This is a genomic window from Streptomyces abyssomicinicus (assembly GCF_008974245.1).
GTDB classification, from domain to species: domain Bacteria; phylum Actinomycetota; class Actinomycetes; order Streptomycetales; family Streptomycetaceae; genus Streptomyces; species Streptomyces abyssomicinicus.
In genome coordinates this window covers 396,748-422,248 of sequence record NZ_BBZI01000005.1, presented here as the reverse complement: position 1 = coordinate 422,248, position 25,501 = coordinate 396,748, and the positions used below count along the sequence as shown (strand labels likewise).

Annotated in this window: 24 protein-coding genes; 14 read left to right on the top strand and 10 right to left on the bottom strand. The window is 75.5% G+C overall.

Annotated features, from left to right (window positions below):
• Positions 1-56 precede the first annotated feature (56 nt).
• The 5 genes from GBN72_RS01730 (at position 57) to GBN72_RS01710 (ending at position 5,760) form a co-directional block, all read left to right on the top strand.
• Positions 57-752: an aminoacyl-tRNA hydrolase gene (locus GBN72_RS01730; protein WP_246212201.1), complete on the top strand. Its 696-nt coding sequence runs from the start codon at positions 57-59 to the stop codon at positions 750-752.
• 76 nt (positions 753-828) lie between these two features.
• Complete coding sequence (locus GBN72_RS01725) at positions 829-1,482, top strand: hypothetical protein (RefSeq protein WP_151769826.1); 654 nt, start codon at positions 829-831, stop codon at positions 1,480-1,482.
• Between the two features lie 199 nt (positions 1,483-1,681).
• Positions 1,682-3,001 (top strand): MbnB/TglH/ChrH family RiPP precursor modification enzyme, encoded by a 1,320-nt coding sequence (locus tag GBN72_RS01720; protein WP_151769825.1) that lies wholly within the window; start codon positions 1,682-1,684, stop codon positions 2,999-3,001.
• Positions 3,002-3,077: 76 nt separating this feature from the next.
• Positions 3,078-3,848 (top strand): TIGR04222 domain-containing membrane protein, encoded by a 771-nt coding sequence (locus tag GBN72_RS01715; RefSeq protein WP_151769824.1) that lies wholly within the window; start codon positions 3,078-3,080, stop codon positions 3,846-3,848.
• A 79-nt stretch (positions 3,849-3,927) separates the two neighbouring features.
• A complete protein-coding gene (locus tag GBN72_RS01710; protein ID WP_151769823.1) occupies positions 3,928-5,760 on the top strand; it encodes an alpha/beta hydrolase in 1,833 nt (610 codons plus the stop codon).
• Here the strand turns inward: GBN72_RS01710 and hemQ are convergent.
• Complete coding sequence (hemQ, locus tag GBN72_RS01705) at positions 5,709-6,428, bottom strand: hydrogen peroxide-dependent heme synthase (protein ID WP_151769822.1); 720 nt, start codon at positions 6,426-6,428, stop codon at positions 5,709-5,711. The genes GBN72_RS01710 and hemQ overlap by 52 nt on opposite strands.
• A gap of 10 nt (positions 6,429-6,438) precedes the next feature.
• On the bottom strand, positions 6,439-7,872 hold the full coding sequence (gene hemG, locus GBN72_RS01700; protein WP_151769821.1) for a protoporphyrinogen oxidase: 1,434 nt from the start codon (positions 7,870-7,872) through the stop codon (positions 6,439-6,441).
• Between the two features lie 205 nt (positions 7,873-8,077).
• On the opposite strand from hemG, the gene GBN72_RS01695 reads away from it, so the two are divergent.
• The 3 genes from GBN72_RS01695 to GBN72_RS01685 all read left to right on the top strand — a co-directional run bounded on the left by GBN72_RS01695 (position 8,078) and on the right by GBN72_RS01685 (position 11,107).
• Positions 8,078-9,070 (top strand): DUF4349 domain-containing protein, encoded by a 993-nt coding sequence (locus GBN72_RS01695; protein WP_151769820.1) that lies wholly within the window; start codon positions 8,078-8,080, stop codon positions 9,068-9,070.
• A 156-nt stretch (positions 9,071-9,226) separates the two neighbouring features.
• Positions 9,227-10,624, top strand: coding sequence for an FAD-dependent oxidoreductase (locus tag GBN72_RS01690; protein WP_151769819.1), 1,398 nt, complete (start codon positions 9,227-9,229; stop codon positions 10,622-10,624).
• Positions 10,625-10,702: 78 nt separating this feature from the next.
• Entirely contained in the window at positions 10,703-11,107 is a 405-nt protein-coding gene (locus GBN72_RS01685) for a hypothetical protein (protein ID WP_151769818.1), read from the top strand.
• Positions 11,108-11,197: 90 nt separating this feature from the next.
• Here the strand turns inward: GBN72_RS01685 and GBN72_RS01680 are convergent, their stop codons facing one another.
• From GBN72_RS01680 to GBN72_RS35990, 5 genes are all read right to left on the bottom strand, one after another.
• Positions 11,198-11,959, bottom strand: coding sequence for an ABC transporter ATP-binding protein (locus GBN72_RS01680; protein WP_151769817.1), 762 nt, complete (start codon positions 11,957-11,959; stop codon positions 11,198-11,200).
• Complete coding sequence (locus tag GBN72_RS01675; protein WP_151769816.1) at positions 11,946-12,974, bottom strand: taurine ABC transporter substrate-binding protein; 1,029 nt, start codon at positions 12,972-12,974, stop codon at positions 11,946-11,948. The genes GBN72_RS01680 and GBN72_RS01675 overlap by 14 nt, the downstream gene beginning before the upstream one ends.
• A 176-nt stretch (positions 12,975-13,150) precedes the next feature.
• Entirely contained in the window at positions 13,151-14,005 is an 855-nt protein-coding gene (locus GBN72_RS01670; RefSeq protein WP_151769815.1) for an ABC transporter permease, read from the bottom strand.
• On the bottom strand, positions 14,002-15,111 hold the full coding sequence (locus GBN72_RS01665; protein WP_151769814.1) for an LLM class flavin-dependent oxidoreductase: 1,110 nt from the start codon (positions 15,109-15,111) through the stop codon (positions 14,002-14,004). Before GBN72_RS01665 ends, GBN72_RS01670 begins: the two co-directional genes overlap by 4 nt.
• 161 nt (positions 15,112-15,272) lie before the next feature.
• Entirely contained in the window at positions 15,273-15,371 is a 99-nt protein-coding gene (locus tag GBN72_RS35990; RefSeq protein WP_369695866.1) for a putative leader peptide, read from the bottom strand.
• A gap of 447 nt (positions 15,372-15,818) precedes the next feature.
• Here GBN72_RS35990 and GBN72_RS01660 point away from each other — a divergent pair, with 447 nt between their 5' ends.
• The 6 genes from GBN72_RS01660 (at position 15,819) to GBN72_RS01640 (ending at position 21,992) form a co-directional block, all read left to right on the top strand.
• Entirely contained in the window at positions 15,819-17,132 is a 1,314-nt protein-coding gene (locus GBN72_RS01660; protein ID WP_151769813.1) for a sulfite oxidase, read from the top strand.
• Positions 17,133-17,221: 89 nt separating this feature from the next.
• Positions 17,222-17,680, top strand: coding sequence for an RrF2 family transcriptional regulator (locus GBN72_RS01655; protein ID WP_151769812.1), 459 nt, complete (start codon positions 17,222-17,224; stop codon positions 17,678-17,680).
• A gap of 141 nt (positions 17,681-17,821) precedes the next feature.
• Positions 17,822-17,923, top strand: coding sequence for a putative leader peptide (locus GBN72_RS35985; protein ID WP_369695865.1), 102 nt, complete (start codon positions 17,822-17,824; stop codon positions 17,921-17,923).
• Between the two features lie 230 nt (positions 17,924-18,153).
• The gene (locus GBN72_RS01650) at positions 18,154-19,260 is read left to right on the top strand and encodes an ABC transporter substrate-binding protein (protein ID WP_151769811.1); all 1,107 of its coding nucleotides are present in this window, start codon (positions 18,154-18,156) and stop codon (positions 19,258-19,260) included.
• A gap of 456 nt (positions 19,261-19,716) precedes the next feature.
• Positions 19,717-20,463 carry an SAM-dependent methyltransferase gene (locus GBN72_RS01645; protein WP_151769810.1) on the top strand — a complete coding sequence of 249 codons (747 nt, stop codon included), beginning with the start codon at positions 19,717-19,719 and terminating at the stop codon, positions 20,461-20,463.
• Positions 20,464-20,591: 128 nt separating this feature from the next.
• Positions 20,592-21,992 carry an SMI1/KNR4 family protein gene (locus tag GBN72_RS01640; RefSeq protein ID WP_151769809.1) on the top strand — a complete coding sequence of 467 codons (1,401 nt, stop codon included), beginning with the start codon at positions 20,592-20,594 and terminating at the stop codon, positions 21,990-21,992.
• A gap of 360 nt (positions 21,993-22,352) precedes the next feature.
• Here GBN72_RS01640 and GBN72_RS01635 read toward each other — a convergent pair whose 3' ends face one another.
• The 3 genes from GBN72_RS01635 to GBN72_RS01625 form a co-directional block, all read right to left on the bottom strand.
• Positions 22,353-23,507 (bottom strand): MFS transporter, encoded by a 1,155-nt coding sequence (locus GBN72_RS01635; RefSeq protein ID WP_218042024.1) that lies wholly within the window; start codon positions 23,505-23,507, stop codon positions 22,353-22,355.
• Positions 23,508-23,845: 338 nt separating this feature from the next.
• On the bottom strand, positions 23,846-24,838 hold the full coding sequence (locus tag GBN72_RS01630; RefSeq protein WP_151769807.1) for an Acg family FMN-binding oxidoreductase: 993 nt from the start codon (positions 24,836-24,838) through the stop codon (positions 23,846-23,848).
• Between the two features lie 127 nt (positions 24,839-24,965).
• Positions 24,966-25,406: a hypothetical protein gene (locus GBN72_RS01625; protein WP_151769806.1), complete on the bottom strand. Its 441-nt coding sequence runs from the start codon at positions 25,404-25,406 to the stop codon at positions 24,966-24,968.
• Positions 25,407-25,501: the final 95 nt, after the last annotated feature.

Here is a 25,501-nt window from a genome sequence, read left to right as displayed (position 1 = left end):
CGGCCGGAGCACCACCTGGGCCGGAGCACCACCTGGGGGTTTGGCAGACTGTCCCCGTGACGACGTCGCCCTTCACCATCACCACCGATCCCCGGGACGAGAAGCCCCAGTACGTGCTGCCGCTGGTGGTGCGGCTGGAGAAGACGGATCCCCCCGCCCGCACCGACGCGCTGGAGACCTCGGCCCGCGCGGTGCTGACCGTGCTGGACGACCCCCGCTCGAGCGGCGACGGCGAGTGGGCGGAGGCGGTCGATGCCTGGCAGGACGCGCGGATCCGCAAGGTGGTCCGCCGCGCCCGGGGCGGCGAGTGGCGCAAGGCGCAGACGCTGCCCGGGATCACCGTGACCGGGAGGTCGGCCGAGGTGCGGGTGTACCCGCCGGTCCCCCTGGACGGCTGGCCCAGGGAACTCGCCAAGCTCCAGGTCTCCGGCACCGACCTGGACGACCCGGAGCCCCCGCCGCCCGCCGGCCCCGCCACCCCGGTGCTCTGGCTGAACCCGGAGGTGCACATGTCGGCCGGCAAGACGATGGCCCAGACCGGCCACGCCGCCCAGCTGGCCTGGTGGGAACTCTCCGACGCCGACCGCGCCGCCTGGCGGGACTCCGGTTTCGCCCTCGCGGTCCGCACCGCCTCGCCCGAGCGCTGGGCGCGGTTGCTCCGGTCGGACCTCCCCGTGGTCCGCGACGCCGGTTTCACCGAGATCGCGCCGGGCTCGTGCACGGTGATCGCCGGCCACCCCGCGCTCCTCTAGCGCCGGGCCCGGCGGGCCCGGCGAAACCGCCACCGCGCACGGCTCGCGGCGTCCGGCCCGCCGCCATACTGTGCGCATGCGTTCCGGAATGCTCGAAGCGGTCCTGTACTGCCTGCAGTTCAGCCGGAGCCTCGGCGACGAGGAGGTCGAACGGATCTGCGGCATGATCCTGGAGCAGCCGTTCCACGACCTCGCCGTGGAGGACCAGTACGCCGGGATCGAGGCCGAACTCGCCGCCGGCGTGTGGCGGACGGACCTTTCCTGGCAGCCGCACGACGAGTCGGCGGTCCGGGACTTCCTGCGGCGGGTACTGGCGCGCCTGGACGCGTCGCGGCCGTGGCGGGAGCCGCCGTTCCGCCGTCTCGGGACGGACCGCTGGGAGGAGTTCAAGGCCGGGACGCCGCTGGCCCGCGTCCGGCTGGTCTCCCCCGCGCGGGACCGGATGCACGCGCGCCTGCGGGCCGTGCCCGGGGACGAGCACGGGCTGCGGGGGCTGGTGCTGCGTCTGCGCTCCGGGGACGAGGTCGCCCTGGTGGCACCGCCGTCGCGGGACGGGGACGAGGCGCTGCTGACGGCCGTGCCGCCGCACCGGCCCGCGCACGCCGTGATCGACGCGTTCGTGACCCACACCGGCCACCCGCGGGAGCGGGTGTCGCCGGTGGTCCGGCGGTGGTGGGGACTGCGCGGCGGTGGCGCGCTTCCGCCGGGGGTGCGGCCGCGGCGGGGATGAGCGGGCCCGCGCGGCCGACGACCGCGCCACACCGCGCCGTGCCACAACACCCGGCACGGGGCACCTGGCACGGGCCACCCGTCCCGGTCCGTTAGCTCAAATCCAGCTCTGAACACGGCCGAACGCGATTCGGCACACCCGCTTCGGGGCCAAGACTCCCTCACACGGGCACGTACACGGCTACGAGGGGAGGGCCACGATGGCGCACCTGGGGACGGGGATCGGCTGGCGGCCGGAGATCGCGGACGCCGTGGAGGCGATGCCCGGCGTCGACTGGGTCGAGGCGGTGGCGGAGAACCTCTGCGCCGGTCACCTGCCCGCCTCGCTGGCCCGGCTGCGCGAGCGCGGCGTCACGGTGGTGCCGCACGGCGTCTCGCTGGGGCTGGGCGGCGCCGAACGCCCCGACGAGCGGCGCCTGGCCGCGCTGGCGGAGCGCGCGCTCATGCTGGACGCGCCGCTGGTCACCGAGCACATCGCCTTCGTCCGCGCGGGCGGCGCGCTCACCGCCTCGCCCGCGCTGGAGGCGGGACACCTGCTGCCCGTGCCCCGCACCCGCGACGCCCTGGACGTGCTGTGCGAGAACGTGCGGATCGCCCAGGACGCGCTGCCCGTGCCGCTGGCGGTGGAGAACATCGCCGCGCTGCTGGCCTGGCCGGGCGAGGAGCTCACCGAGGGTCAGTTCCTGTACGAGCTGGTGGAGCGCACCGGCGTGCGGCTGCTGATCGACGTCGCCAACCTGTACACCAACCAGGTCAACCGGGGCGAGGACGCGGCGAAGGCGCTGGACGAGCTGCCGGTGGAGGCGATCGCCTACGTCCACGTCGCCGGCGGTGTGCTCAAGAACGGGGTCTGGCACGACAGTCACGCCCACCCCGTGCCGGAGCCGGTGCTGGACATCCTGGCCGACCTGGCCTCCCGGGTCTCCCCGCCCGGTGTGCTGCTGGAGCGCGACGACGACTTCCCGCGCGCCGCCGAGCTGGAGCGGGAACTGGGGGCGATCGGCGCGGCGGTGGCCCGCGGGCGTGCGGCGGGCGCGGGCACGGGTGCGGGGACCGCCACCGCCGCCACCGGCGACCGCCCCGCGACGGCCGCGCCCGCGTCCGCCCGGTCCCGGCAGCGCGTCGCCGTCGCCCAGGCGTCCCTGCTCTCCGCCCTGGTCGCCGACGGCCCCGTGCCCGAGGGCTTCGACCGGGCGCGGGTGGGCGTCCAGGCCCGGGCGCTGGCCGCCAAGCGGGCGGGGATCGTCGCCAAGCTCGCGCCCGAACTGCCCCGGATCCTGGGCGACTCCTACCGTCCGCTGTTCCTCGGGTACGCCCTCGGCCGGCCGCCGGGCGGCGGATACCGCCAGGACGCGCTGGACTTCGCGGAGCACCTGCTGCTCTCCGGCCGACCGGAGAACGCCCGGCGGCGCAACCGGCTGCGTGCCTGGTGGCTGGAGCGCTCCGGTCCCGCGCCGCTGCCGAGTTCCCCGGCGGCCCGCGTCGCCCGCGCCACCCGCCGGGTGCTGCTGGGCGGTTGAGCCCCAGGTGGGAACATGTGTCCGTATGGTGAACGACCCATGGTGCGACGACGCCCCGGTGACATAGAAACACCGCATGCTCTGGGTCTCTCTCCTGCTGGTCGCCTGGGTCCTCGTGGGAGTGGCCTGTTTCCACCTGTGCCGTGCGGCGGTCGCCGCGACGGCCGCCGAACGGCTGGACGACGGCCGTGCGTCGCTGAGCCTGTACGAGACGGCGTTCCTGGCGGGCGGCCCGGTCCGGGTCGCCGACCTGACCCTGGTGGCAATGGCCCGGGAACGCCGGCTGCTGCTGGCCCACACCGGGTGGGCGACGGTGGTGGATCCACGGGGCCGCGACGAGGTCGAGGGCTCGGTGATCGCCGCGATAGGGCCCGGGGGACAGCGGCGGATAGCGCCGGTGCGCGCCGCGGCCGCCGCGGCCGAGGCGGTGGACCGGCTGGCGGACCGGCTGGTGGCGGCGGGACTGGCCGTGCCGGAGCACGCGGGCACCGTCGCGGACGGGGTGCGGCGGGTGCGGTCGGCCGCCGTGGCGGTGGCCGTCCTGGGCGCGGTGGCGGTGGTGCTGCCGGGCGAGGAGGGCGGGCCGACGGCCGCGCTGACGGCGGCCTGGTTCGCCGCGCCGCTGGCGATGGCGCTGGGCACCCTGCTGATCGCCCGGATGGAGGCCCACCCGTACCCCCGGCGCGCCTCGCCGGCGGGGCAGCGGCTGGTGGCCTCTCTCGGGCACCGCGTCGACGAACTCGACGAGGACCTGCGCCATCTGACGGCGGTGGCGCTGCACGGACTGCGCGCGGTGGAGGAGCCCGCGCTGCGGGCGGCGTTCGCGGCGGGCGCGGACGAGGAGTAGGACACGGCGCGGCGCGCTTGCCCCGGCGGACCGCCGGGCGAAGCATCCTCCGGGAGACCACACGCCCGAAGGACCCCGTATGCGCCCTCTCGTCCTGTTCGCCGCCGTGGCCGCGTTGGCCTCCCTGGGAGCCGCCGCCGCTCCCGCACCGTCCGGTGCCGCTCCCGGACCGTCCGCCGCCGTTCCCGGGCCGGCGGCGACGGCGGAGGCACGCGGGGTCGCCCGGGCCGCCGCACGGGCCGCGCGCGAGGGCATCCGCTGGGGCCGGTGCACCGGCCAGGACGCCATGCCCGGCACGGCGCGCTGCGGCACCGTCACCGTGCCGCTGGACTACGCCCGCCCCGGCGGCCCGGCCGTCCGCCTCACCGTCAGCCGCTCCCGCGCGACGGGCACGACCGGCACGGCCGGCGCGACCGGCGCGACCGGCGCGACCGGCGCGACCGGCGCGACCGGGGGCACGGGCAGCACGGCCGGCACCACCGCCCCGGTCCCCCGCCAGGGCGCGCTGGTCCTCGGCCCCGACGGTCCCGGCGCCTCCGGCATGGCCTTCCCCGCCGTCGCCCTGCTCCCGGAGTGGAAGCCGCTCGCCGCGGCCTACGACCTGGTCGGCTACGCCCCGCGCGGCGTGGGCCGCTCCACCCCTCTGCTCTGCGCCGATCCCGCCGGCCGTCCGGCCGGCCCCCGCCGGGCGCCCACGCGTCCCTCCGAGGCGTTCAAGCGCGAGCGCCGCGCCGAGGCGCAGCGGTACGCCGAGGCCTGCGCCCGCCGTGGCGGAGCCGCCCTTCGCCACCACACCTCGCTGAACAACGCCCGCGACCTGGAGGTGCTCCGTGCCGCGCTCGGCGAGCCCCGGCTGACCTTCCTGGGCACCGGGTACGGCGGTTACCTGGGCGCGCTCCACGCCGACCTGTTCCCCCACCGGGTACGGCGGATGGTCCTGGACTCACCGGTGCGTCCGGACCCGGCGGGCGTCTGGTACCGCGACGTCCTCGAACGGTCCGCGGCCTTCGAGCGCCGCTGGGCCGACTTCCGCGCATGGACGGCCCGGCACCACGACGCCCACGGCCTCGGCACCGACCCCCGCGCCGTGGCGCGCGCCTACGCGCGGACGGCGGCGCGGCTGTCCGCACGGCCGGCCGCCGGGACCGTCGGGCCGGAGCAGCTGCACGCGGCGATGCTCGCCGCGCTCCGCTCCGACGACCTCTGGCCGCACCGCGCCCGGGCTCTCGCCGACCATCTCCTCGGTGACGACCGGCAGTTGCTGGCCCAGGCCGGCCCTCTCCCGGAGGCCGGGGCGCAGGCGGCGCGGGCGGCCGCGGAACAGAACTCGAGGGCGGTGTACACGGCGGTGAAGTGCAACGACGCCCCTTGGCCCACCGACTGGAAGGTCTGGGACGCCGACGGCACCCGCCTGGCCCGCACCGCGCCGTTCGAGACCTGGCACGGCGTGTGGGCCCACCTGCCCTGCGCCTTCTGGAAGGGTCCCCGGCAGGAACCCCGGGACGTGCGCACGGCGCCGGGCGAGCTGCCGCCGGTGCTGATCCTGGCGGCGGAGCGGGACGCGGCGGCGCCGTACCGGGGCGCCCTGGAGCTGCGGGGGCGGCTCGCCGGGGCGGCGCTGGTGACCGAGCGGGACGCCGGCTCGCACGGCCTGGCCGACGGGCGCAACGCCTGCGTCGGCGGCCACCTGCGCGACTACCTGCTCCTCGGGCGCCTCCCCGTGGGCGGCGAGGCCGCCTGCGCCCCGCGTCCCGGGCCGCGTCCGCGCCCCGGCCGGGCGGCCAGGGGCACGGAAAGGGCGACGGCGCCGGCGGTCGGCGGACCGCCGGCGCCGTCGGCCGGACCTCGGGGCGGGGGTCCTCAGGCGAGGCCCTCCACCAGCTCGGCCACGCTCTTGCGGCGGCCGGTGTAGAAGGGGATCTCCTCACGGACGTGCAGCCGCGCCTTGGAGGCGCGCAGGTGGCGCATCAGGTCGACGATGCGGTGCAGCTCGTTCGCCTCGAAGGCGAGCAGCCACTCGTAGTCGCCGAGCGCGAACGAGGCGACCGTGTTGGCGCGGACGTCGGCGAAGCCGCGGGCCATCTTGCCGTGCTCGGCGAGCATCGCCCGGCGCTCCTCGTCCGGCAGCACGTACCACTCGTAGGAGCGGACGAACGGGTAGACGCAGACGTAGTCGCGGGCCTCCTCCTCGGCGAGGAAGGCCGGGATGTGGGCGCGGTTGAACTCGGCGGGGCGGTGCAGCGCCATGTTGGACCAGACCGGGTCGAGCGAGCGGCCCAGCCGGGTGCGGCGGAAGAGGTTGTACGCCTCCTGGAGCTGGTCGGCGGTCTCGGCGTGCCACCAGATCATCACGTCGGCGTCGGCGCGCAGGCCGGACACGTCGTAGGTGCCGCGGATGGTGACGTCCTTGGCGGCGAGCTGGTCGAACAGCTCCTGGACCTCGTCGGCGTAGCCGGCGCGGTCCTCGGGGAGGACGTCCTTCAGCTTGAAGACGGACCACAGGGTGTAGCGGATGACCTCGTTGAGGTCCTTCGCCTTCTTGCCGATGTTGGGGATCTTGGCGGGGGCTTCGTCACTCATGACCCTATTCTCACTTTCCGGTTCCGAGGCCGAGCACCGGGTCGGCACTCAGTGCGTCGACGGCCGCGTAGGCACTGGCGATGGTGGCGGGCACCCCGACACCGTCGTACGCGGCGCCGCAGACGGCGAGGCCGGGGACGGCGGCGATCTGCTCCCGGATCCGGGCGACCCGGGTGTGGTGGCCCACCGGATACTGTGGCAGGCCGTCGTCCCATCGGGTGACCGTCGTCGCGACCGGTTCGGCGGTCAGTCCGGTGGCCTCGTGCAGATCATGCCGTGAGACCTCGACCAGTTCTTGGTCCGAACGGCCCAGGATCGCGGTCTCCTGGTACCTGCCCACCGAGGTGCGCACGACCAGGACCCCGGGGTCCTCGTCGGCGATCCACCCCCACTTGCGGGAGGCGAAGGTGGACGCCTTGATGGTCCGGCCGTCGACCGGGGGCACCAGGAAGCCGCTGCCCTCCGGCAGCTGGGCGTCCGCCTCGGAGCGCCGGAAGGCGAGGCTGATCAGGGCCATGGAGGCGTACTCGACGCCGTCCAGCCCGGCGGCGGCGCCCGGCGAGACGTCCCGCAGCACCCGGGCGGCCGCCGCGGCGGGGGCGGCGACCACCACGGCGTCGGCCCGCACCGGCCGGCCCCCGGCCAGCGCCTGCCATCCGTCGGCGTCGCGGCGCAGCGCGGTGACGGGGGCGTCGAGCAGGATCTCGCCGCCGCGCGAGCGCACCGACCCGGCGACCGCGAGGGGGAGCCGGCCGACGCCGCCGGCGATCCCGGCGAAGACCGGGCCGGTCCTCGGGTCCGCCGCCGTCTTCTCCTGGAGCGCGCGCACACCCTCGGTCAACGACGTGTGGTTCCGGGCCACTTCGAACAGCTGGGGCACCGCGGCGCGCATCGAGATCTGGTAGGCGTCGCCCGCGTAGACCCCGCCGAGGAGGGGCTCCACCAGGCGGTCCACGACCTCGCGGCCGAGCCGTTCGGCGACGTACGCGCCGACGGCGATGTCCTCGCCGACCTCGGTGCGGGGCAGTTCGGCGTCCTGCTCGATGCGGCGCAGGCCCTCCTCGGAGAGCACGCCGGCCAGCGCCCCGGCGGTGCCGGGCACGCCCATCACGTGGCCCTTGGGCATCGGGCGCAGGGCGCCGCGGGTCCAGAGCGCGGCGGTGGCGGTGGCCGGGGGCTGGAGGTCGTCGGCGAGGCCGGCCGCACGGGCGAGTTCCACGGCCTCGGGGCGGCGGGCGAGCAGGGACTCGGCGCCGAGGTCGACGCGCACGCCGGCGATCTCGCCCGGCAGCAGCTTGCCGCCGACGCGGTCCGAGGCCTCGGCCACGGTCACCGTGGCGCCCCTGTCCAGCAGCCGGTGGGCGGCGGCCAGGCCGGCGACACCGGCTCCGACCACGAGGACGTGCGGGGAACGGGCGGTGCCGTGGTGGGTCCCAGTTGCCATGATCCCACTCTCTCAAACCGCCCGTCCGGCACGACGCCGACCCCCGGCCTGCCGTTCGGAGACCGGACCGTGACCGCATCGCGACCTGGGGGGCCAAACGCGGCGGCCCTCTGCGGCGTCGAAGAGGCGAAGGCAAGGACAAGGACAAGGGCGAAGGGGCGGCCGAGCGCCACGCCCACGACCCACACGATCCGGGGGGACCCACATGGCCCGCAGAACCCTGGCAGCGATGCTTCTCGCCGCCTCGCTCGCCCTCGCCGGCTGCGGGGCGGGCAGCAGTTCCGAGCTCAGCTCCGCCGCCGACGACAAGTCCGTCTCCCGCGACAACGCGAAGGCCGCCGCGCCCGAGGGGGCGGCGGGGAGCGCGGCCGACGACGGGGCGGCCAAGAAGGGCGACCCGGGGCGGTCCGGCACCGCCCTGGAGAACGCGCACATCATCCGCACCGCCCAGCTCTCGGTCAGTGTGAAGGACGTCGACGACGCGGTCGCCGAGGCCCGCCGCGTCGCCGGGAGCGCGGGCGGCTACGTCGGCAAGGAGGAGTCCCACTCCTACGACTACGACCGCACGGACGAGACCGAGGTCGTCCTGCGGGTTCCGTCGGAGAAGTACGAGGCGGTCCTGAAGGACCTCAAGGGCACCGGCCGCGTCTACTACCACTCGGCCCAGGCGGAGGACGTCACCGACGAGGTCGTCGACGTGGACAGCCGGGTGAAGTCCCAGCGGGCCGGCGTGGAGCGGCTGCGCGAGCTGATGGACGAGGCGACCAAGCTCACCGACGTCGTCGCCCTGGAGAGCGAACTGGCCTCGCGGGAGGCCGAGCTGGAGTCGCTGCTGGCCCGGCAGGCGTCCTTGGAGGACCGGACCTCGCTGGCGACCATCACCCTGACCCTCACCGACGAGGACCACCTCGACGAGGAGAACCGGGAGGATCCCGACCCCGGCATCCTCGACGCCCTCGAAGGCGGCTGGGACGCCTTCGTCTCCACCCTGCACTGGATCGTCCTGGCCGTCGGCGCCGCCCTGCCGTTCGCCGTCGTGCTCGGCTCCGGCCTGTGGCTCTGGCTGCGCCGGCGCCGCCGCGGCGGTGCCGCGCGCGGCGCCCGGACCGGTGGGCAGGCTTCCCCGCAGTCCGTGTCGTCCCGTGCACGCCAGGAGGCCGAGGAGACCCGGGAGCCCCGGGGGTCGCAGGAGTCCTGAACCGGGCTGGGGACCTGAACCGGGACGAGGGGACCTGAACCGGGACGGGGGGACCTGAGGCGGGACGGGGGGACCTGAGGCGGGCTGGGGGCCTGCGGCGGGCGGGCCCGGTCACCCCTCCGCTGCCGGTCCCGCCCCCGGCGCTAGGTTGGCTCCATGAGCAGCGGCGCGAGGCGGGACCGGGAACGACTGGTGGTCATCGGCGGCGACGCGGCGGGCATGTCCGCCGCGTCGCAGGCCCGCAGGATGAAGGGCGCCGAGGAGCTGGAGATCGTCGCCTTCGAACGGGGGCACTTCTCCTCCTACTCGGCGTGCGGCATCCCCTACTGGGTCGGCGGCGCGGTCGGCGACCGCGAGCAGCTGATCGCCCGCTCGCCCGAGGAGCACCGCGCCCGCTCCATCGACCTGCGCACGCGCACCGAGGTCACCGCGATCGACCTCGGGCGCGAGCGCGTCCGGGCGCGCGACCTGGACACCGGCGAGGAGTCCTGGACCTCCTACGACAAGCTGGTGATCGCCACCGGCGCCACCCCGCTGCGCCCCGAACTGCCCGGCATCGACCTGCCGGGCGTGCACGGCGTGCAGACCCTGGACGACGGGCAGGCCCTGATCGACACGCTGTCGCGCACCGCCGGACGGCGCGCGGTGGTGGTGGGCGCCGGCTACATCGGCGTCGAGATGGCCGAGGCGATGATCAACCACGGCTTCGAGGTCACGGTGGTCAACCGCGGCAAGGAGCCGATGTCCACCCTCGACCCGGACATGGGCCGGATGGTGCACACCGCCATGGAGGGCCTCGGCATCACCATGGTCAACGACACCGGCGTCACGGCCGTGCTCGCCGGGGAGGACGGCCGGGTCCGCGCGGTGGCGGCCGGCGACCGCGAGTTCCCGGCGGACGTCGTGATCCTGGGCATCGGGGTCCGGCCGCGGACCGACCTGGCCGAGGCCGCCGGTCTCCCCCTCGGCGCGAGCGGCGGCCTCCTCACCGACCTGGCCATGCGGGTCCGCGGCCACGAGAACGTCTGGGCCGGCGGTGACTGCGTGGAGGTCCTCAACCTGGTCTCCGGCCAGCAGCAGCACGTGGCGCTGGGCACCCACGCCAACAAGCACGGCCAGGTGATCGGCGCGAACGTCGGCGGCGGCTACGCCACCTTCCCCGGTGTGGTCGGCACCGCGGTGAGCAAGGTCTGCGACCTGGAGATCGCCCGCACCGGCCTGCGCGAGAAGGACGCCCGGCGGGTGGGGATGCGGTTCCACGCGGTCACGATCGAGTCGACCAGCCGGGCCGGCTACTACCCCGGGGCCTCCCCCATGACGGTCAAGATGCTGGCCGAGGAGCGCACCGGGAAACTGCTGGGCGTGCAGATCGTGGGCCGGGAGGGCGCCGCCAAACGGGTGGACGTGGCGGCGGTCGCGCTGACGGCCGGGATGACGGTGGAGCAGATGACGGCCCTGGACCTGGGGTACGCGCCGCCGTTCTCCCCGGTCTGGGACCCCGTGCTGGTGGCGGCCCGCAAGGCCGCCGCGGCGGTGCGGCCGCGCACGCCCTGACCGCCGCCACGCCCCTGGGATCCTGTGCGGCACCCCGGAACGCGGCGGGTTCCCGGATCCTGCTGCTTAAATGCAGATGTGATCGAACTCGTGATCGGCCTGACGGCGGGCGGACTGACGGCCTGGCTGCTCCGCCGGAAGGTGAGGCGCCGCGCGGTCCGTGCCGCTCAGGGCGATGTGATCAAGGTGCCCTGCCTGCTGCGGCATCCCTCGCTCGAAGGCCGGTGGCTTCGCGGGCGGTTGGTGGCAGGCCCCTTCACGGTGGCCTGGGAGCCCCGCACCAGGGCTGGGGCCGCAATGTCCCTTCCGGCGGGAGTGCGGCGGGTCGGCCTGCGGTCACCTTCGCTGCGGGAAGCGATGAAGATCAACGGCGGCTCCACGATCGTCGAGTGCGCCTCCTCCGAAGGTGCTGTTCTCATCGCCGTGATGCCGAACGAGCTGGATCACGTGCTCACCGCCCTGAGCAGGAACGGAGCCGGGTGAGGGTGCCGTACTCGGGGTGAGCGGCACGGACGCGGGCGCGGCGGGCGTGGTGAGCGCCCGCCGCGCCCCGCGCGGGCGGCGTGGCCGGTGTCAGGCGGCGGTGGCGGCGCGGGTCACCGCGGCCAGTTCGGCGCGCAGGGCGGCGAAGCGGGGGTCACCGCGCAGGGCCGCAGCGTCCGTCGCCGTCCCGCGCGGGAGGGGCACCGCCACCTCGTCGACGATCCGGCCGGGACCGGCCGCCATCACCAGGACCCGGGACCCGAGCAGCACCGCCTCCTCCGCCGAGTGGGTCACGAACAGGACCGTCGTGCCGGTGACCTCGGCCAGCGTCCGCACCTCCTCCTGGAGCCGTTCCCGGGTGAGGGCGTCCAGGGCGGCGAACGGCTCGTCCATCAGCAGGATCTGCGGTTCGGTGGCCAGCGCCCGGGCGATGGCAACGCGCTGCTGCTGACCGCCCGACAGCTCCCAGGTGCGCCGCCGCGCCGTGCCGGCCAGACCGACCAGCGACAGCAGTTCCTCCACGCGGCCGGGCCGGTCGGCCCGTGCGACACCGTTGCGGGCCAGCGCGAAGGAGAGGTTGCCGCCCACCGTGCGCCAGGGGAAGAGGCGTGGCGTCTGGAAGACGACGCCGGTCCTGCGGCGCACCTCGACGGTGCCCTCCGCGGGCCGCTCCAGCCCGGCGACCAGCCGCAGCAGCGTGGTCTTCCCGCATCCGGACGGCCCGACCAGCACCACGAACTCCCCCGGCAGCACGGTGAGGGAGACATCGGCGACGGCGGTGACGGGATGCCGCGCGGTGCCGTAGCGGACGCTGACGTCCCGCACCCGGACGTCGGGCTCAGCCGGTGACACGGGCCAGCTCCTCGACGGCGAGGGCCTTCTCGAAGACGGACCGCTCGGGGACGGCGTCGACGGCCTTCTGCGAGGCGAGGAACTCGGCGGCGTCGTGGAGGTTGCCGGCGAGCCCGCCCGGTGCGCCGGGGGTGCCCAGGTGGTCGGCCGCGGCCTGCTCCTCGGCGGTGAGCAGGACCAGCTGGCCGAGCTGCTCCTCCGCCTCACCGGCGCTCAGGCCGAGTTCGGCGCCGATGGCGGCGGCCGCCTCGCCGGGGTTCTCCCGGGCGAGTTCCACCGCCTGGTTCTCCGCCTCGAGCCAGGCGTCCACGATGTCGGGGTGCTTGTCGGCGAAGGCGTCGGTGACGATGCCGAGGTCGGCCGTGGGCCGGCCCTGCTCGGCGATCTCTCGGCTGCTGACGAGGACGGTGCCGTCCTTCTTCAGCTCGGTGAGGGTGGGCGTCCACACGTAGGCGGCGTCGATGTCGCCGCGCTGCCAGGCGGCGAGGGCGTCCTGCGGCTGGAGGTCCACCAGCGTCACGTCCGACTGCTTCAGCCCGGCCGACTCCAGCGCGGCCAGCAGGGAGTAGTGGGTGGTCGACCCGAACGGGGCGGCGACCTTCCTGCCCTTGAGGTCCTTGACGGAGGTGATGCCCTTCCGGGCGACGAGGGCCTCGTTGTCACCGATCACGTCATGGATCCAGAGGACCTTGTAGGGGATGTTCAGAGGCTCCGACAGCCCCTTGGCGACGGCGCTGGACCCGGCGAGGCCGAGGTCGACGGACCCGGCGATCACCGCCGTGTTGACGTCGGCCCCGGAGTCGAACTTCACCCACTTCACGTCGGCGTCCGGGAGCGCCTTCTCCAGCAGCCGCTGGTTCTTGACCACCAGGTCGGCGTTGGGTATCGCCTGGTAGGCGATGCGCACCTGGGTTCTGCCCCCGCCGTCGGCGCCGGAGCCGCAGGCGGTCGCGGTGAGGGCGGTCAGGGCGGCGGCGGAGGCGAGGAGGAGGGTGCGGCGGGCGAGCAGGGCCATGACGGTTCCTTCGGGCGAGGCGGCGCGGGGGCGCGCGGCGGAGGGGAGGTGCGGAGCGGGGCGGGAACGGGGGTCGGGCGCGGGGCCGGATCGGGCGCCGGAACGGAGGCGGGACGGAAGGCGGCCCGGAAGGCGGGTGTGACGGCGAGGGCGCAGGCGACGGCGAGGGCGCCGGATCAACGGCGGCCGCGCCAGGGCACCGTCAGCCGTTCCACCCCCCGGAACAGTGCGTCCAGGACGATGCCGGAGAGGCCGATGGCGATGATCCCCGCGATGACGACGTCGGTCTGGTTGTATCGCTGGGCGTCGCGGATCATGCCGCCGATGCCCGGCACGCCGTTGACGGTCTCGGCGGCGACGACCGAGGTGTAGGCGACGCCGAGGGCGATGCGCACGCCGGTGAGGATCTCCGGGAGCGCGGCCGGCAGGCGCACGGACAGCAGCAGCGTCACCGGGCCCGAGCCCAGGGTCCGCGCCGCCTCGACGAGGTCGCCCGGCACACCGCGCACCGCCGCCGCGGTGGCCGCCGCGATCGGCGGCAGCGCGGCGACGACCAGCAGCCAGATCTTCGGCGACTCGTCGATCCCGAACCAGATGACCAGCAGCGAGAGGTACGCCAGCGGGGGAAGCGTCCGCAGGAAGGTGACCGCGGGTTCCAGCACCACGGCGAGCGGTTTCACCACGCCGATCAGCAGCCCGAGCGGAATGCCGACCAGGGCCGCGTAGCCGGTGCCGGTGCCGATCCGGCGCAGCGACACCGCCAGGTGCTCGGTCAGCAGGTACCCGCTGTGGCCGCGCACACCGTCGTGCACGGTCGAGGCCTCCACGAACGCGTGCCACACCTCGGCCGGGGACGGGACGAGGACGCGCGGCCACACCCCGGCGGCGACCACGGCCTGCCAGGCGGCGAGCAGGACGGCCAGGGCCACCAGCCGCAGGGCGGTCCAGCGCAGGACCGCGGGCGGGCGACGCCTCCTGGGGGCCGCGTCGGCGGGCGGCGCGACGGGCGGTGTCCGTTCGACGAGGGTCACCGGGCCGCCTCGGTGAGGGCGCGCAGCCGGGGGGCGACCTCTTCGCCCACCCGGTAGGCCTCCTCGAGGTGCGGGTAGCCGGAGAGGACGAACTCGTCGATGCCCGACTCGCGGTACGCGAAGAGGCGTTCGGCGACCTCGTCGTGCGAGCCGACCAGGGCCGTGCCGGCGCCCTCGCGGACCAGGCCGATGCCCGCCCACAGGTTGGGCGCGACGGTCAGGTTCTCCGCCGTGCCGCCGTGCAGTGCCGTCATACGGGCCTGGCCGGCGGAGTCCATGCGGGCGAACCGCTCCTGGGTGGCGCGGACCGCCTCGGGGTCGAGGCCGTCCAGGATGCGGTCGGCCTCGGCCCACGCCTCGGCGGCGGTGTCACGGGTGATGACGTGCAGCCGCAGCCCGAACCGCACGGTGCGGCCGGCGGCCGCCGCCCTGGCCCGGAGGCGGTCGACGCGTTCGGCGACGGCGGCCGGGGGCTCGCCCCAGAGCAGCTGGACGTCGGCGTGGTGCGCGGCGACGTCCTCGGCGGCCGGCGAGGCGCCGCCGAAGTAGAGCGGCACCGGGGTGGCGACGGCCGGGTTCTCCAGCCGGGCCCCCGTCACCCGCACGTGGTCCCCCTCGTGGTCGACCGGCTTGCCCGCCAGCAGGTCCCGGATCACCCGCATGAGTTCACCGGTGCGGGCGTAGCGCTCGTCCTTGGACAGGTGGTCGCCGTAGGCCCGCTGCTCGACCGGATCGCCGCCGGTGACCACGTTCAGCGCGATGCGGTCGCCGAACAGCCTGCGGAAGGTGTCGGCCTGCTGGGCGATCAGCGTGGGGCCGGTCAGTCCGGCGCGGAAGGCGACGAGGAAGCCGATCCGCTCGGTGACCGCGGCGACGGCCGACGTCAGCACCCAGGGGTCCACACAGCCCAGACCCACCGGGGTGAGCAGCTTGTCGAAGCCGGCCCGCTCGGCCGCACGGGCGACCTGGGCCAGGTACCCCAGGTCGGCGGGACGCCGGGTGGCCGACCGGGACCGCGACTGGACGGCGGTCACCCCGCCGGGATCACGGCCGTCGCCGCCGGTGGGCAGGAACCAGTGCAGGACGGGGGCAGGACGCGCAGACATGCGAGTGGACCTCTGGGAGGGGTGAGCGGGCGGCGCCCGGAACGGGGACCGCGGGAGGGGGCTGCGGCGCGCGGACGCGCCGTCACCGAGGTGCGGAGAGGAGGGAGGTGCGCCGCCGGGGCGGGAAGGCTTCCGTCAGCGCGGCAGGCGGGTGCGCGCGGTCAGCGACAGGCGGCGCGGCACCGGCGGCCGGCCCGACACAGCATCCCGGCGACACGCAGAAGATCCACGTGGCGACGGGAGACGAGGAAGGGGGCCATGGGCGGATTCTGGCCCGCCCGTTGCGCGCACATCAAGCCAAGTCCGCGATGCGGACGCCGATCTCTCCTGTCGGACACCTCCCGCGTGCGTCCGCGGTCCGTTGACGCCCGGGGTGCCCCGTGCTTCCATCGCCCCATGCCGCACCGGAGGCTTCTGACCCGCCGTCGCGCCGTGGACCTGGTCCGCGTCGCGGCCGCGCTGTGTCGCCTCGACGGCTGACCGGACGCCTCCCCGCTCCGCGCCCACCGGCCCACCCGCTCCGGGCCCGTACCCGCCGCCGTTCCGGCCGGTGCCGTACCCGAGGCCGGTTCCCCGCCGGACGCCGGTTCCGCACCGGACGCCGGTGCGGCGCAGGCGGCGGACCCGCAGCGGCGGGTGCCCCGTTCCGTCCTTCCGTCGTTCGCCCCCTCGGCGTCACGCATCCCGACGTTCCCGCGAGGAGCACCATGCCGCCCCTTCCGCCCGCACACCGTGACGAGACCTCCTACGACCGGCGCAGACTGCGCCAATGGCTGGCCGGCGAGGCCAGGGCCGACGTCTCCCGCCGCCACCTGCTGACCCTGCTGGCCGCGACCGCGGCCGGTACCGCCCTTCCCGCCGCGGTCCCGGGCGGCGAGGCCCACGCCGCCGAGCCCGCCGCGACCGCCGGCGGTGCCACGGCGGCGGCCGCCGACACCATCGTCAAGCCGCTGCCGCCGGAGTGGTTCGTCCGGCACGGCACCAACGCGGAGACCCGCTGGGAGGCGTTGCGCGGCGTCGGCCGCACCACCCCGAACGAGCTGTTCTTCGTCCGCAACCACACCTCGACGCCGCAACTGGACGCAGCCGACTGGCGGTTGCGCCTGTGGGGCGACGGGCTGCGCGGCACGCCCGCCGAGGACCGTCCGGTGGAGTTCGGCTACGACGACCTGCGCGCGCTGCCGTCGGTGTCCCGCACGGCGTTCGTGGAGTGCGCGGGCAACGGCCGGAGCTTCTACGGCGTCCAGCAGGGCCAGACGGTCAGCGGCACCGCCTGGGGCCTGGGCGCGGTCGGCGTCGCCCGCTGGCGCGGCGTGCGCCTCGCCGACGTGCTGCGCCGCGCGGGGCTGTCCCCGTACGCGGTGGACGTCCAGCCGCGCGGCCTGGACGCCGAGTACGTCAGCGGCGGGCAGAACCTCGGCCGGGTGCGCCGCCCGCTGCCGCTGTCCAAGGCCCTGGACGACGTGCTGCTCGCCTACGAGATGAACGGCGAGCCGCTGCCGCCCGACCACGGGTTCCCGGTGCGGGTGCTGGTGCCGTCGTGGGTGGGCATCGCCTCGGTCAAGTGGGTGGGCGACATCGAGGTGTCGGCGCAGCCGCTGTTCTCGCCCTGGAACACCACCTTCTACCGGCTGTTCGGCTCCGCGCACGGCGACGGCAGCGCGCCGATCACCCGTCAGGCGGTCAAGAGCGCCTTCGAGCTGGCCTCCGGCGCCGTCTTCCGCGCCGGGGAGGGGCAGGTGCTGCACGGTCGTAGCTGGTCCGGGGCCGGCGGCATCGCCGAGGTCGAGGTCAGCACCGACGGCGGGGCGACCTGGCGGAGGGCGTCACTGCACGACCGTCCGCGCGCCGGAAGCTGGAGCCGCTGGTCGGTGCCCTGGCGCCCCGCGTCCCCCGGCGCCACGCAGCTGCTGGCCCGCGCCACCGACACCGGCGGCCGGAGCCAGCCCGACGAGGCGGTGCACAACACCCAGGGGTACTTCTTCGACGCCGTGGTGCGGCATCCCGTCACCGTGGTGTGACACGGCGGCGGCCCGGGGGCGGCCGGCCCGCCCCCGGGCCGCCCGCCCCCGGCCCGCGGAGCCCGCCGGCACGGCGGGACAATGGGGCCATGCGCATCTCAGCCAGGGCGGACTACGCGGTACGGGCCGCACTGCAGCTCGCCGCGTCCCGGGACGACGAGCCACTCAAGGCGGAGGCCATCGCCGACGCCCAGGGCATTCCGCACAAGTTCCTCGAGGGCATCCTCAACGACATGCGCCGGGGCGGACTGGTGACGAGCCGGCGCGGCGGCAACGGCGGCTACCGCCTGGCGAGGCCCGCCGAGTCCGTCAGCGTCGCCGACGTCATCCGTGTCGTGGACGGTCCCCTGGTCTCGGTGCGCGGCGTACGGCCGCCGGACCTGACCTACAGCGGCCCGGCGGAGTCGCTGCTGCCCCTGTGGATCGCGCTCCGTTCCCATGTGCGCGAGATCCTGGACGGGGTGTCGCTCGCCGACCTCGCCAACTCTCAACTCCCGGACAATGTAACGGCGTTGGCGGACTCCCCGGACGCGTGGGAGAACCCCTGACCCACCCGGGCCACCCCTTCTCGTCCCAGCATCCGAGAAGACCCCGTCCAGAATGTGAAAGCAGTCTTGGTGTCGGCCTGGCTTTCTGCCACGATCCCCATCATTCAGGTAGGAAAACTGGGAATCGAAACGAGGGGTGACATGCGTCCGTCCGACCGCGCCACCCTGTCGTTCCTCCTGCTGACCTCGCGTCGGCACGTCGATCTCGGCCGCACCTCGAGCGCCATCTGTCGCTCCTGCTGAGCCGCCCGGAGGGAACCCTCCGGGACGGCGGCACCGCCCTTCTCCGGGCGTGCGCACCACCCGCGCCCCATCACTCCGCCCCCTGACCCACGACGCCCCTCAAGGCCGGGTCCGGCGGCGGGGTCGCCGACCGGGAGTTCCGGCGAACCGGCACATCCGGGTTCCGCCCCCGCGTTCCACGCCTTCCTCGATCAGCCCTTTGATCAGCCCTTTCCCGAGAGGACACCTCCGTGTCTGCCGTCAGACCGCTCAGCGCCCTGCGCGCCCTTGCCGCCCTCACCGCGCTCCCCCTCCTGCTCACCGCCTGCGGCTACGGTTCCGACGCCGCCGACGACGCCAAGAAGACCGAGGTCTCCGCGGACGCGAAGAAGCTCTCCGCCGACGAGGTGAAGATCGGCTACTTCCCCAACCTGACGCACGCCACCGCCCTGGTGGGCGTCCAGGAGGGGCTGCTGCAGAAGGAACTCGGCGGCACCCGGATCAAGGCGTCGACCTTCAACGCCGGCCCGTCCGAGATCGAGGCGCTGAACGCCGGCTCCATCGACATCGGCTGGATCGGCCCCTCCCCCTCCATCAACGGATTCACCAAGTCGGACGGCAAGAGCCTGCGCATCGTCAGCGGTTCCGCCTCCGGCGGCGTGAAGCTGGTCGTCAACCCCGACAAGATCAAGACCCTCGACGACGTCAAGGGCAAGAAGATCGCCACGCCGCAGCTCGGCAACACCCAGGACGTGGCGTTCCTCAACTGGATCGCGGAGAAGGGGTGGAAGGTCGACGCCCAGAGCGGCAAGGGCGACGTCTCCGTCTTCCGTACCGACAACAAGATCACCCCGGACGCCTACAAGTCCGGCTCCATCGACGGCGCCTGGGTCCCCGAGCCGACCGCCTCCAAGCTGGTCGCCGAGGGCGGCAAGGTGCTGCTCGACGAGTCCGACCTGTGGCCGGACAAGAAGTTCGTGATCACCAACATCATCGTGTCGCAGAAGTTCCTCAAGGAGCACCCGGACGTCGTCGAGGCCGTGCTGCGGGGCTCGGTGAAGACCAACGAGTGGATCAACGCCAACCCGGACGAGGCCAAGGCCTCCGCCAACGCGGCGCTGAAGGAACTGTCGGGCAAGGAGCTTCCGGCCGAGGTCATCGACCCCGCCTGGGAGTCCATCACCTTCCTCGACGACCCGCTGGCCGCCACCTTGAACGCCCAGGCCGAGCACGCCGTCAAGGCCGGTCTGCTGGAGCAGCCCAGCCTCACCGGCATCTACGACCTCGCGCCGCTGAACAAGGTCCTCGCGGCCGCGGGCAAGGAGAAGGCCGACGACGCCGGCCTCGGCGTCAAGTGACGGATTCCGCTCCCTGACCGATCCCTGGGAGGCCGCGGCGCCGGTGGCGCCGCGGCCTTCCCGTGCGTACCGGGAGACCGCGCCCCGCACAGGGGTGCTACGGTGGGAGCGCGGCGACGACCATGCCGCCCGGAGAGACCAGGAGAAGGTGAGTTGATGACTGTCGTGGAGACCACCGCTGTGCGCGGTGCCCGGACCATCCTCACCTTCCGGGCCTCGGCCTGACCCTCGCCTGCCCGCCTTCCTCCTCGCGGAGGTCGGCCCTGGCACGCCTGCCGTCCGGCACGGGGCCCCTTTCCCAAGGACTCCACGTTGTCTCGTCAGCCAGCTTCACACCGACCGACCCTCCCGTCCTCCGAGCGCGGGATCACTCCCTCCGGCCCCCGCCCGGACGCCGGCCGTGAGCGTTCCGACGCCCCGCCGCCGGCCGACGGTCCCACCCCGAGCACGCCGGTGGTGGACCTTCCCCGCATCTTCACCGTCCGCGAGGGCGGTCACCGGATCCACAATCCGTTCACCCACGCCAAGTTGGCCGCTCTCGGCGAGGCCCTCCGCCTGACCCCGGGGACGCGGGTGCTCGACCTGGCCAGCGGCTCGGGCGAGATGCTGTGCACCTGGGCGCGCGACCACGGCGTCACGGGCACCGGGGTGGACATCAGCACGGTCTTCACCCGGCAGGCCCGTGTTCGCGCCGCCGAACTCGGTGTCGCGGACCGGGTCGCCTTCGTCCACGGCGACGCCTGCGGGCACGTCGCGGACCGTCCCGTCGATCTGGCGGCCTGTGTCGGCGCCACCTGGATCGGGAACGGGGTCGCCGGGACCACCGAGCTGCTCGGCCGCAGCCTCCGCCCCGGAGGCCTGATGCTGATAGGCGAGCCGTACTGGCGGCGGACCCCTCCGGACGAGGAGACCGCCCAGGCCTGCCATGCCACCCGCATCGCCGACTTCGCCGAACTCCCGGACCTGATCGGGCGGTTCCAGGACCTCGGGTACGACGTCGTGGAGATGGTGCTGGCCGACCAGGACAGCTGGGACCGGTACGCCGCCGCCCAGTGGCTCAGCATGCGCCGCTGGCTCGACCGCAACCCGGACGACGAACTGGCCCCGCAGGTACGGCAGGAACTCACCACCGAGCCCGCCCGCTACGCGCGGGGCACGCGTGAGTACCTCGGCTGGGGGGTCTTCGCCCTGATGGAGCGCTGATCACCCGTCCCGTGCGGGGCCCGGAGGTCACACCGTCCGGGCCCCGCGCGGGGCGTGCCGACGCCGCGGCACGGCACGGTGTCGGCGCCCGCGGCACGGTGTCGGCGCCGCGGCATAGGGTCGGCGGCATGAGCGAACCGGCCTCCGCCCCGTCCCTCCTGGCGCTGACCTCCTTCCCGACCTGGGCGCCGCTGCTGCGCGCCTGGACACAGGGGATGGAGGCCAAGGGCGCGGACGGGGTCCTGCACCTGGCCGGTGCCATGGGCCCGGACGGCACGAGGGCGTCCGGCGGGGTCCCGGCCCGCGCGCGGGACTCGGCCGCCGCCCGGGAGGCCGCCGCACTCGTGCGGGAGGCCCTCACGGCGGCCGCCGCCGGGTCCGTCACCTTCTCCGCACGGATCGAGCCGTCGGGCCGGACCCGGCTGCGGATGACCGGCCCGAGCACCGCCGTCGAGCAGGAACGGTCGGACGGCACGACGCTGCTCCTCGCCGAGGGCGCCGTGCCCGAGCCCTGGCGGAGGCCGCCCGGGCGGTTCGCCGGGGCCCGGCCCGCCAGGCCGGGGGACGCGGCGGCGCTGGAGCGGTGGCTGCTGGAGCGGATACCCGGCCCCGTGGGGGTGGAGGAGGCGGAGTTCGCCGCCGTCGAGGAGCGTCTGGGCCTGAGGCTGCCCGACGATCTCAAGGCCCTGTACCGGGTCGTGGGGGCGCGCCCCGAGGACTGGGACACGCCGGTGTACAACCACCTCCGCATCGAGCTGTTCCCGTTGGCGGACCTCCGTGCCGCCGACGCCGCGTCCCGGCCCGCGCCGTGGCGCTACGCAGCCTGCGAGGCGGTCGCCTCCCGGCCGGACGCCGCCGTCCAGGGGCTCGTCGGCTCCCCGGGCTGGATCGCGTTCGGCGACAACGGGTGCGGTGACGTCCTCGCCCTCGACCTGACCCCGGGGCCCGCCGGCCGGACGGGCCAGGTCGTGGCGATCAGCCACGAGGCTTTCATCCGAGCGGAGTTGGCGGCGGACTCGCTCCTCGACCTGGTGCGGGACATCGAGCCACCGGACGAGCCGGCCGGGGAGGGCGGCAGGCACCCGGCCGTGGCCCACGTCGGACCGGGCGGTCCGCACGGCGTCGACGCGGTCGCGTGCCCCGAGCTGGAGGTGCTCTGCGTCGCGGCGCCGGCCGGCTCGCGGCCCCCGGTGGACCCGGTGGACCCGGTGGACCTCGCCCCGCTGGCGGGCCTGCCGCGCCTGCGGACCCTCACGGCCGACCCGGGCACCCTCGCCGACCCCCGGCAGGTCGGCCGGCTCGGCGGGCTGGAGTACCTGGAGCTGGGGCCGGCGGAGTGGCGGACCCTGCTGGACGCCGGTGCGGTCCCCCGCGGCCTCGCGGCGGCCGCCGTCACCACCCGCGGCCTGCGCGACCACGAGCCCCTGGTGGGCCTGTGCAACGAGATCCTGGCCCTGTGGGGCCGGCCGCCGGTCGTCCGGGCCGTCATCGACGGGGACCTGGGGCCGCTGCCGCATCACCGGCCATGACCGCGCCGGACGTCGTCCGGGGCTCCGCGGCGTGACCAGGCCCGACTCGTGGGCGAACACGACGAGTCGGACGCGTCGCGGGCGCGCGGTCCGGCCATGGCGCGGTCGACGTGCGTCTTGGCGATCGGCCGGGCCGGTGCGGCACCGACGACCGCGGGGTCCGGCTGGGCGACGTACCGGGCGATCAGCCGGCGGGTGAGCGAGGAGCGAGCGGGGCGTCGCCCCGGGGTGCGCCGGGGCCGCCACCCTCGCGGACGTGCCCGCCACGCGCCTCGGAAGCAGCCGCTGGGCGCACACCCCGCCCCGGGGCCCGGTTCGTCCCGGGCCGCGGTGGCGGCCCGGGGCGGCGCCGGGTCCCGGTCAGTGGGCGCGCAGGGCGTTCCGCACGCCGGTGGTGGTGAAGGCGAGGGCGGCGACGGAGACGAGGACCAGCAGGGCCAGGCCCAGCGCGTAGGAGCCGTAGGCGCCGTACAGGGCGCCCATCAGCAGCGGGGGGACGAAGCCGCCGAGGCCTCCGGCGGCTCCCACCACCCCGGTGACCGAGCCGACCCGGTCCGCCGGGGCCAGCAGCGCCACCAGGGAGAACACCGCCCCGCTGCCCGCGCCGAGCGCGGCGGCCATGGCCAGGAAGGCGGCGGTCCCGCCGGGCATCAGCTCCGGCTCCAGGGCGAGCGCCAGCGCCCCCGCGGCCACCACGCCGAGGCTCGCGTCGAGGACCCGCACCGGTCCGATCCGGTCCGACAGCCAGCCGCCGAACGGCCGCGTCACCACCGCGAGCAGGACGAAGCCGGCCATGCGGCTGGAGGCGTCCGCGGCGTCCAGGCCGTAGCCGGTCCGCAGGTAGGTGGGCAGGTAGACGGAGAGCGCGACGTAGCCGCCGAAGGTCACGGCGTACAGCGCGGACGCCTGCCAGGTGACGCCCAGCCGGAACGTGCCGGCCAGCCCGGGCAGGAACGGCTCGCCGGGTGCCGACCGTCCCGGCGCGTCCCGCAGCACCAGCCCCGCGAGCACCGCGTATCCGGCCAGGACGCCCGCGGTCACCAGGAACGGGTTCGCCATGCCGTGCGCGTCGACCAGCGGCACCGTGGTCAGCGCGCTGATGGCGGTGCCTCCCATCCCGGCACCGAACACCCCGATGGCCAGGCCGCGCCGCCGGGGCGGGAACCAGGCGCTGACGAAGGGCACGCCGACCGCGAAGGCGGTGCCGCCGATGCCCAGCAGGAAGCCGCCGGCGAGGAGGGCGGCGAACGAGGAGTGGCCCCACAGCCCCAGGTGGAGCACCGGGACGACGGTGACCGCCGAGACCAGCGGGAACATCACCCGCCCGCCGAACCGGTCGGTCAGCGCGCCGACCGGGACCCGCCCCACCGAGCCGACCACCACCGGCACCGCGACCAGCAGCGACTGCTCGAACGAGGTGAGGCCGAGGCCGTCCTTGAAGCGCGGGCCCAGCGGGCTGAGCAGCGCCCAGGCCCAGAAGTTGACGGCGAATCCGAGCGTGGCGAGCCCCAGCATCAGCCACGCCCGGCCGGCCACGGCGCCCGGGGCGCCCGGGGCGTGCGGCGGTGGGGCCGGGGCCTTCGGGGTCCTGGTGTCTTCCGGCATCGTGGTGTTCCTCCCTGGCCGTGGGCGGACGGGCCACCACGGCCCGCCCGGCCGCATCCACGGGCCCACGCCGGTGGCGGGGCCCCGCTCAGGAGGATGGATCGGCGGCCCTGCGCCGGGAGTGGGCCGTGCGGCCCGGGCCGCCGGGCCGAAGGGGCAGACGGCGGGGCACGGGAAGGGACGTCCGGCGGCCGTCGGTCCCGGACCCCGGGCGCGGGCCGGCGGGGACCGCCGGGACGCCCGCCAGGTCAGCGCTCGAGCGCAACGGGCGCCCGCGGCGTGGGCGCGCCCTCGGGGCCGTAGCCGAACCGCACCAGGATCTGCGGGCGCACGCCTCCTCCGCACAGGGCGGCGACCGCGCCGCGGGTGTCGGGCCACTCCATCGCCTGGTGCAGCGGCGCGGTGCGCACCCCGCAGGCGGTGGCCGCCAGCAGCACCCGCTGGAGCGCCTGGCCGGCCAGCAGCCGGTCGCGCCGCTCGTCCAGGCGCGTGCACAGCACGGCGAGCTGGACGTGCCGTTCGAACCGGGCGGGCGGCGGGCGCAGCGCGGTCACCGGGCCGGTGAAGTCCCGTGCGGGGACCCGTCCGGAGAGGTCCGGCGGGCCGAGCGCCGTGACCGGGATCCCGTACGGGCCGCCGCCGGGCGGCAGGAGCCAGGCACGGGACTCGGCGAGGCGGCCCGGGTCGCGGTGGTTGCGGGCCTCGGCCACCGCGGTCAGCCGCAGCAGCCGGCGGGTCACCGCGTACGGCGGCACCAGCAGGCGCGCGCCGCGCGCGCGGGCCGCGGCCGCCATGCGCGCCGTCACGGTGTCGGGCACGGGGCGGCCGGTGAACGGCAGGCGGCTGGTGCGGCGGCGGGCGACCGCCCCGTACAGGTCCAGGTCCGCGAGGGGGTCCTGGCCCTGCCGCTCCCCTCGCCGCTCGGCCGTGTCGACGACGGCGAGCAGGTCCTCGTCGCGCGGGTCGGGCAGCAGCCGCACCGCGGGGACGAGCCCGAGGTGCTCGGCGGCCAGCCGCGCGTTCTCCAGGGCGGCTCCCACGGAGACCAGCCGGGCCCGGTGGTCCGGGTCCGTGCGGGGCAGCGCGCGCCGCCGGGCGAGGCGGACCTCCAGCGCGCCGGTGACCGGGTGGAGCCGGAACAGCCAGGGCTGGGTGTTGTGCACGGACGGCGCGGCGGCCGCCGCCGTGAGCATGGCGTCGAGCGCCGTGGAGCCGGGTCGGGGCACGGGGACGGACCGCATGCCTGCCTCCTTCGGGTTCGGGGTCGGCGGGGCTGCCGCCCTTCCTCGGGACGGCGAAGGGGGGCTGCCGCCCTTCCTCGGGACGCCGGGGCTGCCGCCCTCCCCTGGGGCCGGCACGCACCGGCCGTCAGGTCGCGGGCAGCGCGCTCGCCGCCAGGACGACGCCGAGCGACCCGACGAGCGAGGCGACGGCCAGTGCGCGCGAAAGCCGGGCGCGGCCCCGGGAATGGGCGATGCCGTGACCGGCGGCGGCGAGCATCACCGCGCAGAACAGGGCGAGTTTGACGGCGAGGGTGCGCCCGTAGCCGGGTTCCGACAAGGAGGCCCAGGTGACCCCCTTGTGCCAGGCGACGGCCCAGCCGGTGGTGAGCTGCACGGGCAGGAAGACCGCGACGGTGAGCAGGCCGAAGCGGCGTCCGGCCGCGGCCGCGAAGTCGGCGACCGCCTCCGGGGCCAGCCGCCGGCGGGCCAGTGGCAGGATCACCAGCGACAGCAGCATCTGGCCGCCCACCCACAGCAGGGCGCCGGTGACGTGCAGGAACCGCACCAGGGTCCACAGTCCGAGCATGCCGGTCAACCTTCCGTTCGATCATCGGACAGGATGCGCTCCGCGCCCCTGCGGCCGCCTGTGCCCTTCGGTCCGCGGGCAGGGGCCGAAGGGCC

Coding starts and splice junctions, on each gene's coding strand:
- GBN72_RS01725 (WP_151769826.1), top strand. CDS start 829: ATGCGTTCCGGAATGCTCGAAGCGGTCCTGTACTGCCTGCAGTTCAGC.
- GBN72_RS01710 (WP_151769823.1), top strand. CDS start 3,928: ATGCGCCCTCTCGTCCTGTTCGCCGCCGTGGCCGCGTTGGCCTCCCTG.
- GBN72_RS01690 (WP_151769819.1), top strand. CDS start 9,227: ATGAGCAGCGGCGCGAGGCGGGACCGGGAACGACTGGTGGTCATCGGC.
- GBN72_RS01720 (WP_151769825.1), top strand. CDS start 1,682: ATGGCGCACCTGGGGACGGGGATCGGCTGGCGGCCGGAGATCGCGGAC.
- GBN72_RS01665 (WP_151769814.1), bottom strand. CDS start 15,111: ATGTCTGCGCGTCCTGCCCCCGTCCTGCACTGGTTCCTGCCCACCGGC.
- GBN72_RS01695 (WP_151769820.1), top strand. CDS start 8,078: ATGGCCCGCAGAACCCTGGCAGCGATGCTTCTCGCCGCCTCGCTCGCC.
- GBN72_RS35985 (WP_369695865.1), top strand. CDS start 17,822: ATGCGTCCGTCCGACCGCGCCACCCTGTCGTTCCTCCTGCTGACCTCG.
- GBN72_RS01655 (WP_151769812.1), top strand. CDS start 17,222: ATGCGCATCTCAGCCAGGGCGGACTACGCGGTACGGGCCGCACTGCAG.
- GBN72_RS01640 (WP_151769809.1), top strand. CDS start 20,592: ATGAGCGAACCGGCCTCCGCCCCGTCCCTCCTGGCGCTGACCTCCTTC.
- hemQ (WP_151769822.1), bottom strand. CDS start 6,428: ATGAGTGACGAAGCCCCCGCCAAGATCCCCAACATCGGCAAGAAGGCG.
- GBN72_RS01675 (WP_151769816.1), bottom strand. CDS start 12,974: ATGGCCCTGCTCGCCCGCCGCACCCTCCTCCTCGCCTCCGCCGCCGCC.
- hemG (WP_151769821.1), bottom strand. CDS start 7,872: ATGGCAACTGGGACCCACCACGGCACCGCCCGTTCCCCGCACGTCCTC.
- GBN72_RS35990 (WP_369695866.1), bottom strand. CDS start 15,371: ATGGCCCCCTTCCTCGTCTCCCGTCGCCACGTGGATCTTCTGCGTGTC.
- GBN72_RS01715 (WP_151769824.1), top strand. CDS start 3,078: ATGCTCTGGGTCTCTCTCCTGCTGGTCGCCTGGGTCCTCGTGGGAGTG.
- GBN72_RS01630 (WP_151769807.1), bottom strand. CDS start 24,838: ATGCGGTCCGTCCCCGTGCCCCGACCCGGCTCCACGGCGCTCGACGCC.
- GBN72_RS01635 (WP_218042024.1), bottom strand. CDS start 23,507: ATGCTGGGGCTCGCCACGCTCGGATTCGCCGTCAACTTCTGGGCCTGG.
- GBN72_RS01660 (WP_151769813.1), top strand. CDS start 15,819: ATGCCGCCCCTTCCGCCCGCACACCGTGACGAGACCTCCTACGACCGG.
- GBN72_RS01625 (WP_151769806.1), bottom strand. CDS start 25,406: ATGCTCGGACTGTGGACCCTGGTGCGGTTCCTGCACGTCACCGGCGCC.